Annotated in this window: 6 protein-coding genes; 5 read left to right on the top strand and 1 reads right to left on the bottom strand. The window is 67.5% G+C overall.

What is annotated here, in order from left to right; all coding sequences use genetic code 11:
- Positions 1–5: 5 nt before the first annotated feature.
- Complete coding sequence (locus CCR94_RS13800) at positions 6–443, bottom strand: type II toxin-antitoxin system RatA family toxin (protein ID WP_104508432.1); 438 nt, start codon at positions 441–443, stop codon at positions 6–8.
- Between the two features lie 503 nt (positions 444–946).
- Between CCR94_RS13800 and CCR94_RS13805 the strand changes: the two genes are divergently transcribed.
- From CCR94_RS13805 to CCR94_RS13825, 5 genes are all read left to right on the top strand, one after another.
- Positions 947–2,125, top strand: a complete 1,179-nt coding sequence (locus CCR94_RS13805) for a cell wall hydrolase (RefSeq protein WP_244594068.1) — start codon at positions 947–949, stop codon at positions 2,123–2,125.
- A gap of 141 nt (positions 2,126–2,266) precedes the next feature.
- Positions 2,267–3,268 (top strand): FtsH protease activity modulator HflK, encoded by a 1,002-nt coding sequence (gene hflK / locus CCR94_RS13810; RefSeq protein WP_244594069.1) that lies wholly within the window; start codon positions 2,267–2,269, stop codon positions 3,266–3,268.
- On the top strand, positions 3,265–4,167 hold the full coding sequence (gene hflC / locus CCR94_RS13815; RefSeq protein ID WP_104508434.1) for a protease modulator HflC: 903 nt from the start codon (positions 3,265–3,267) through the stop codon (positions 4,165–4,167). Before hflK ends, hflC begins: the two co-directional genes overlap by 4 nt.
- Positions 4,164–5,402, top strand: coding sequence for an NRAMP family divalent metal transporter (locus CCR94_RS13820; protein ID WP_104508435.1), 1,239 nt, complete (start codon positions 4,164–4,166; stop codon positions 5,400–5,402). Before hflC ends, CCR94_RS13820 begins: the two co-directional genes overlap by 4 nt.
- Before the next feature lie 34 nt (positions 5,403–5,436).
- The coding region (locus tag CCR94_RS13825; protein WP_158254761.1) for a YjbE family putative metal transport protein at positions 5,437–6,260 on the top strand (824 nt) is incomplete at its 3' end.

The following is a 6,260-nucleotide window of genomic DNA, read 5'->3' on the forward strand; positions in this document are numbered from 1 at the left end:
GCTGGTCAGGGGCCAAACAGCGTTTCGGCGCGCCGCTCGAAGGCGGCGAGGACTTTGGCCTCGACCTCGACCGCCGCGACGGACGCGACGAGGTTCAGCACACGCGACTCAAAATCCAGCTCCACCTTGCAAAACAGGCGGCAACCGGCTCCTTGCGGCTCGAAACGCCAATTCATCAGGAATCGCCGCCACGGACCGTCGCGAGCGACTATGGCCAGTTCGCGCGGAGGATTCAACTCCGCGCGGGTCATGAACGGATGGCGCAACGGACCGAAGCCGAAGACATTTTCGACCTCAAGCCTGTCGCCCTCGCGCGACACGATTCGCGCGGCGCGGCAGCCCGGCACGAAGGCGGGGTAGGATTCGATATCGGCGGCCAGGGCGAACATTTGTTCGGCCGAATAGCGCGGATAGGAACGGGAGAAGCTGCGCGTCAGGGCCATCGAACCAAATCCAGGGCGCGAAAGCGCTGGGCGAACGGGAATACGGAAGGGACGGCGTTTGCGACGCCAGCCCCCTCGCCTGCGCCGCTTCGTCGCAGGCGAGGGGCCAGATTATTTCATGCGGGCTTGGAGATCCGGGCAAATCCCCCCATGGCGGTAAACGTCAGGCTCCCCCTTAATCTCAAGCCGCTTCCTTCCCGCGAACGTCTCGAAAATTATTCTTGCCCATCCCCGCATGCGCAAGGCCGTCAAATTGTGCCCCGGCGGGCTTTGGTTTTCAAGAAGGCGGCGCGTTCGCGAACGTGTTCGGCGCCATCCGCGACACTTCGTCCCAAACTGACACGCGCGCAACCTTCCCTCGGTAACGCGCTCTCAAGCCTAACAGACGATAACCATGGAAGCGGGATGGCTGTTCGCCCCCCGCGGAGTTGGTCGCGGCCTGGCCGCACGTATCGTTCGACGGGTTGAATATGCGTGTTGCGCGTTTAAGTTGGGCGATTAGTGTGGCGGCCCCCTGGTTGGGGGCCGCCGGCCTGCTGGTCTCCTTCACCGCCGAAGCCAATCAGGAATTGCCCTCCGGCGCCTCGCGGCGCGGCGCCTCGCTCCACGCCGCCGTGATGCCGGAAGAGTTCGCGCCGCTGCCCGGCGTGTTCGGCGAGAGCGGCCCCTCCTCGGGACGCGGCCTGCTGCGCGAGGCCCGTCTCTATTCCGGCGCGCCCGCGAGTTATCCCGACGCGCCCGACGAAATGCAGCCGCGCGCCGATCTCAAGAAAAACGCCAGAATCTTTCCGGAAATCGACCGCAGCCACAAGGGCGATCCGCTGGTCGGCCTGCGTCCCTCCATGGACGGACGGCTGCGCCAGAACAACGGCCTCGCGCGGGTGCGCGCCGAACTGCTCGCCTTCACCAGCGACCGTTCGGGCCTCGCCTCCAGCTTCGTTCCCGCCGAAGGGCCGCCGCCGGGGCCTGATTCGGTGGAAACCTTCGAACCCTGGGGCGCCGGCGAAAACCCGGTGACGCCGAGCCAGGACGCCGGCGGCTCCTCCACCATGCGTCCCGCCGCCATAGCCGAACGCGAGGCGCAGGGCGCGACCCCGGCCCCGAGCCGCGCGGAATCCCTCGCCTCCGCCACGCCCTTCGACGCCGAGGACACGCCGGTGGAGGTGCTGGCCGAAGCGATCAATCCGCGTCTGGTCGGGGGCGCGCTGTCGAGTCCGAGCCTCGCCACGCCGGAAAACGCGCGCGACATCATGGCGATGATCGCGCCGCAAAAACTCGAAGCGGAAAAGCATTGCCTCGCGCAGGCCATCTATTTCGAGGCGCGCGGCGAGCCGGAAGCCGGCCAGGCCGCCGTGGCGCAGGTGGTGCTCAACCGCATGACCTCCGGCCTCTATCCCAGCTCGATCTGCGGCGTGGTGTTCCAGAATCGCAGCCATTACAAGGCCTGCCAGTTCTCCTTCGCCTGCGAGGGCAGGTCCCTGCACGTCCGCGACGCCGACTCCTGGGCGCAGGCGCAACGCATCGCCGATGACGCGCTCGCCGGCCGGGGCTGGCTGGCGGAAGTCGGAAACTCAACCCATTACCACGCCAATTACGTGCGTCCCCGCTGGGCGCGGTCGCTGAAGAAGATGGACGTGATCGGCAAGCACATTTTTTACCGGCTGCGGTCGGGGCAGAGCTGAAGCCTCGCTGGCTCAAACGCCCGCTTCATGTCATTGTTTCGACGCAAATCGCGCCTAACGCGCGGTTGGCTTTTCCCCGTTCGAGGATATGACGTGACTGAAGAAGGCCCGCAGCCCCCGCTGTCGGAACCGGAGCCTGGCTTGACCGATGAACCGCTGGGCCTCGGCGCGCTCGCGAAGGAAAAGCTCGGGGAATTCCTGAAAATCCCCTCGTTCGGCCGCCGCGGCGCGGCGCTGGTGGCGGCGCTGGCCGCCATCGCCTGGGCCTCGACCGGGCTCTACAAGGTCCAACCCGACGAGCAAGGCGTGATCCTGCGCTTCGGCCGCTGGGTCGAGACCACGCCGCCCGGCCTGCATTTCCATCTGCCCTGGCCGATCGAGACGGCCATGATGCCGCGCGTCACACAGGTCAACCAGTTGCAACTAGGGGCCGCGGCGGCCAATGCCTCCCGCGACAAACAGATGCTGACCGGCGACGAGAACATCGTCGAGGCCGATTGCGCCATCGTCTGGCAGATCAAGGACGCCGGCCTTTACCTTTTCAAGGTGGCCGAGCCCGAGGCGGCGCTGCGCGTGGCGGCGGAAAGCGCGCTGCGCGAGGTGATCGCGCGCACGCCGATCCAGTCCGCTTTGTCCGACCGCCGCCAGCAAATCGCCGACGAGACCCGCAATGTCCTGCAAAAACTGCTCGATGCCGAGGAGGCCGGCATTTCCGTGATGCAGGTGCAACTCCAACGCGTCGATCCGCCCATCACCGTCATCGACGCCTTCAACGACGTCCAGCGCGCCCGCGCCGACCAGGAGCGCGCCCGCAACGAGGCCGAGGCCTACGCCAACGACATTCTTCCGCGCGCGAGAGGCGAAGCCGAGCGGATCAGGCAGGAGGCCGAGGCCTATCGCGCCCAGGCCGTCAATCTCGCCGAGGGCGACGCCAAGAATTTCCTGTCGATCTATCAGAGCTACGCGCAGGCCAAGGACGTCACGGCCTGGCGGCTCTACCTCGAAAGCGTGGACGAGGTTTTGAAGAAATCTTCCCGCGTGATCGTGGATTCCTCGGGCAAGGGGGTTTCGGGCGTGCTGCCCTACATGCCGATCGGCGAAGCGAAACCGCATCCGGGCGCCGCCAACGGAGCCCAGAAATGAGCCGCGTCGCGCAAATCCTTTTGGCGCTGGGCGCGCTGGCGGTCTTTCTGTTGCAGGCGAGCCTGTTCGTCGTTTCCGAAGGCGAGCGCGCGCTGGTGGTGCGGCTGGGCGCGCCGGTCGGCGTGGTGGACGCGCCGGGATTAAAGCTCAAGGCGCCCTTCCTCGACACCGCCTTCATCTATGACGCGCGCCTGCTCCTGCTGGAGCCGCCAATCGAGCAGGTGATTCTCGGCGATCAGAAGCGAATCGAGGTCAAGAGCTACACGCGTTTTCGCATCGTCGATCCCCTGAAATTCAACCAGTCGCTGCGGACGCTGGAGCAGGCCCGCGCGCAATTGGGGCAGGTGGTGAGTTCCGTGCTGCGCCGCGAATTCGGCCAGATCAATCTGCATGTGCTGTTGTCGCAGGACAGGGGCAAGGTGATCGACAAGGTCCAGCGCGAGGTGAGCGAAAAATTCAGGCCCAATGGCATTGAAGTGACGGAGGTGCGGCTGCACCGCGCCGACCTGCCGCCCGAAACCAGTCAGGCCATCTACGACCGCATGAAGTCCGAACGCCAGCGCGAGGCCAAGGAGCTTCGCGCGCAAGGCTTTGAATGGGCGCAGCAAATCCAGGCCCGCGCCGACCGCGACCGCACCGTGATCCTGTCCGAGGCGCAACGCGGCGCCCGTATCGCCCACGGCGAGGCCGACGCCGCCGCCAACAAGGTGCTCGGCGAGGCCGCCGCCAAGGACGCCGGTTTCTACGCCTTCTATCGTTCGTTGCAGACCTACCGCCAGTCGCTGGCCGAATCGGCGCCCACGCTGCTGCTCTCGCCCGACGCGGAATTTCTGAAGACTTTTAAACAGGGGCCGACGACGGCGGGCGCGCCGCCAAGCCCGGCGCAGGCCGGGCGTTGACCGCAGTCGCATCCGTCGCCGCGCCGCGCGCGCGCTGGCGCGCCAGTCTGGCCGCGCTCGGGCCGGGCCTGGTGGTGATGCTGGCCGACACAGACGCCGGCAGCATTCTCACCGCCGCGCAGACCGGCGTCGAGACCGGCTATGCGCTGATCCCGCTCCAGCTCGCCGTCATCCCGCTGCTCTATCTCGCGCAGGAGCTGGCGGCGCGGCTGGCGCTGGGAACCGGCCGGGGCATGGTCGAACTGATTCGCGAGCGGCTGGGACGGGGAACGAGCGTCGCGGTCGCCGCCGTGCTGACGCTGACCTGCTTCGGCGCGCTGGTCACCCAGCTCAGCGGCATGGCCGCTGTCGCCGCGTTTTTTGGCGTTCCCGTCGATGTCGCCGTGGCCGTCGCGGTGATCGGCCTTTCCGCCATGATCGTGACCGGCTCCTATCGCTCGGTCGAGCGCATCGCCTTGTTGTTTGGCGCGGCGGAACTGGTCTTTCTCTACGCCGGCTGGAAGGCGCATCCGGATTTTTCGCGCATCGCCGCCGACGCGTCCCAGTTCGCCGCCGACTCCCCGCGTTTCCTCTATCTCGTCGCCGCCAATCTCGGCGCGACGATCATGCCCTGGGCGCTGTTCTACCAGCAATCCGCCGCCTGCGACAAAGGCCTTTCGCGCGCGCACCTTGGCCTTGCGCGGCTTGACACGCTGCTCGGCGCGGTGTTTTGCCAACTCGTGACCTGCGGCGTCCTGATCGTGGCCGCCACCCATGCCGCGACATTGGAAGGCGCGGGTTCCGTGGACGCATTCGCCCGCCTGTTCGGCCGCGCCCTCGACAGCCCGGTCGGCTCGGCGCTGTTTTGCGCCGGGCTGATGGGCGGCGCGCTGGTGGCGACCGTGGTGGTCTGCCTCGCCGCCGCCTGGGCCGTGGGCGAGGCCGCCGGACGGCGGCATTCGCTCGAACAGCATCCGCGCGACGCGCCGTGGTTCTATGGCAGTTTCGTCGTTCTGCTCGCTGCCGCCGGGGCCTTCGTCGCCGCCGGCGTCGATGCCGTCAGGCTGTCGATGGCGGTGGGCGTCATCAACGCCGTGCTGTTGCCGGTGGCGCTGCTGGCGCTGTTCTGGCTGGCGCGCAAAACGCTGGACGCCGATCTGCGGCCCTCCGGCGCCTTCGGCGCGATCACCGGCGCGGTCTTTGTCGTGGTTTCCGTTTTCGGGCTTTACGCCGGCTTCGTCGGCGTTCTCGGTTGAGCAATCGCCCCGGCGACGGTTTTGGAGAGATGCAATGGACAGCGGACAGGCCGCATCGGGACTCATCACTCTGCTTCAAATCCTGTTTCTCGATCTGGTGCTGAGCGGCGACAACGCGGCGGTGATCGCCATGGCCTGCCGCACCCTGCCCAGGCAGGACGCGTCAAAGGCCATTGTGCTCGGCGCCGCCGGCGCCATCGTGTTCCGCGTGCTGCTGACCTCGATTGCGACCCTGTTGATCGGCATTCCCTACCTGAAGACGGTCAGCGCCTTCCTGCTGATCGTCATCGCCGTCAACCTGTCGGCGGCCGAACCCGGCGACGAGGACTTGCGCATCGGGGGCAATCGCCCGCGCGGCGACATTGTCGCGGCGGCGCTGGTGATCGTGATGGCCGACGCCATCATGAGTCTGGACAATGTGGTGGCGCTGGCGGCGATCACAGCCGGCAATTTCTGGCTGCTCGTGCTCGGACTGGCGCTGAGCATTCCGCTGCTGGTGTTTGGCAGCGCGGCCATGGCGCTGCTGCTCGACCGCTTTCCGGCCCTGGTCGTTTTCGGCGGCCTGCTGCTGGGCTGGACGGCGGGCGATCTCGCCGCCAGCGACGCGGCCTATTCGGACTGGATCGCGCGGCAGGCGCCGGCGCTCGCTTTTGTCCTCCCCATGGCTGGCGCGGTGTTCGTGTGGTTCCAGGCGCGCTGGATCGTGGCGGAGCGGCGAAGCTCGCCCGCGCGCCCCCCGCGACAACCCGCGCCGGCGGTCCCGCCGCCGAGGCCGAAAAAGCAACCCCCGACCCCGCGTCCCGCTCCCGCCCCGGCGCTCGCTTCGGTCGCGACCGCCGAAGACGCGCCCACCCAGGA

Source organism: Rhodoblastus sphagnicola (genome assembly GCF_002937075.1).
Classification (GTDB): Bacteria; Pseudomonadota; Alphaproteobacteria; order Rhizobiales; family Beijerinckiaceae; genus Rhodoblastus; species Rhodoblastus sphagnicola.

Coding starts and splice junctions, on each gene's coding strand:
- CCR94_RS13800 (WP_104508432.1), bottom strand. CDS start 443: ATGGCCCTGACGCGCAGCTTCTCCCGTTCCTATCCGCGCTATTCGGCC.
- hflC (WP_104508434.1), top strand. CDS start 3,265: ATGAGCCGCGTCGCGCAAATCCTTTTGGCGCTGGGCGCGCTGGCGGTC.